Genomic DNA, 465 nt, shown 5'->3' with positions numbered 1-465 from the left:
GACGTTACCCGCCGCATCGGTCACGGTGGTGGTCAGGCTGTGCGCGCCATCGGTCAGGGCTGGGGTGGTGAAGCTCCAGGTGCCGTCACTGCCCACGGTCACGCTGCCCAGCAGCGTAGAGCCATCGTATATGGATACGATGCTGCCCGCTTCGGCGGTGCCGCTCAGCACCGGCGTGTTGTCGTTGGTAGAAGAACCCTCGGCAATCACGACCGGGGTCACGCCATCGTTGTTGTCGAGCACCAGGTTGCCTGCGGCTTCCGGGGCGACGGTGTCGATGGTAATGGAGATGGTGATGGAGTCGGCGGTGTTGCCTGCTGCATCGGTGGCAACCGCGTGGAAGCTGTACGTGCCGTCCGGCAGGGTTGACGTATCAAACACCCACTGCCCGTCCGCATCCGCCGTCGCCGTGCCAATAATCTGATCGCCGTTGTAAATCACGATGGAGGCATTGGCCGTTGCCAG

At 63.2% G+C, this 465-nt stretch carries 1 protein-coding gene; it reads right to left on the bottom strand.

Features of this window, described 5'->3' with window-relative positions; all coding sequences use genetic code 11:
* The coding region (locus tag B880_RS25440; protein WP_036646683.1) for an Ig-like domain-containing protein at positions 1 to 465 on the bottom strand (465 nt) is incomplete at both ends.

This window comes from Pantoea sp. A4 (assembly GCF_000295955.2).
In the GTDB taxonomy this organism is placed as follows: Bacteria; Pseudomonadota; Gammaproteobacteria; order Enterobacterales; family Enterobacteriaceae; genus Pantoea; species Pantoea multigeneris.
The sequence above is the reverse complement of the archived record's forward strand: the minus strand, read 5'-3'. Positions and strand labels throughout refer to the sequence as shown.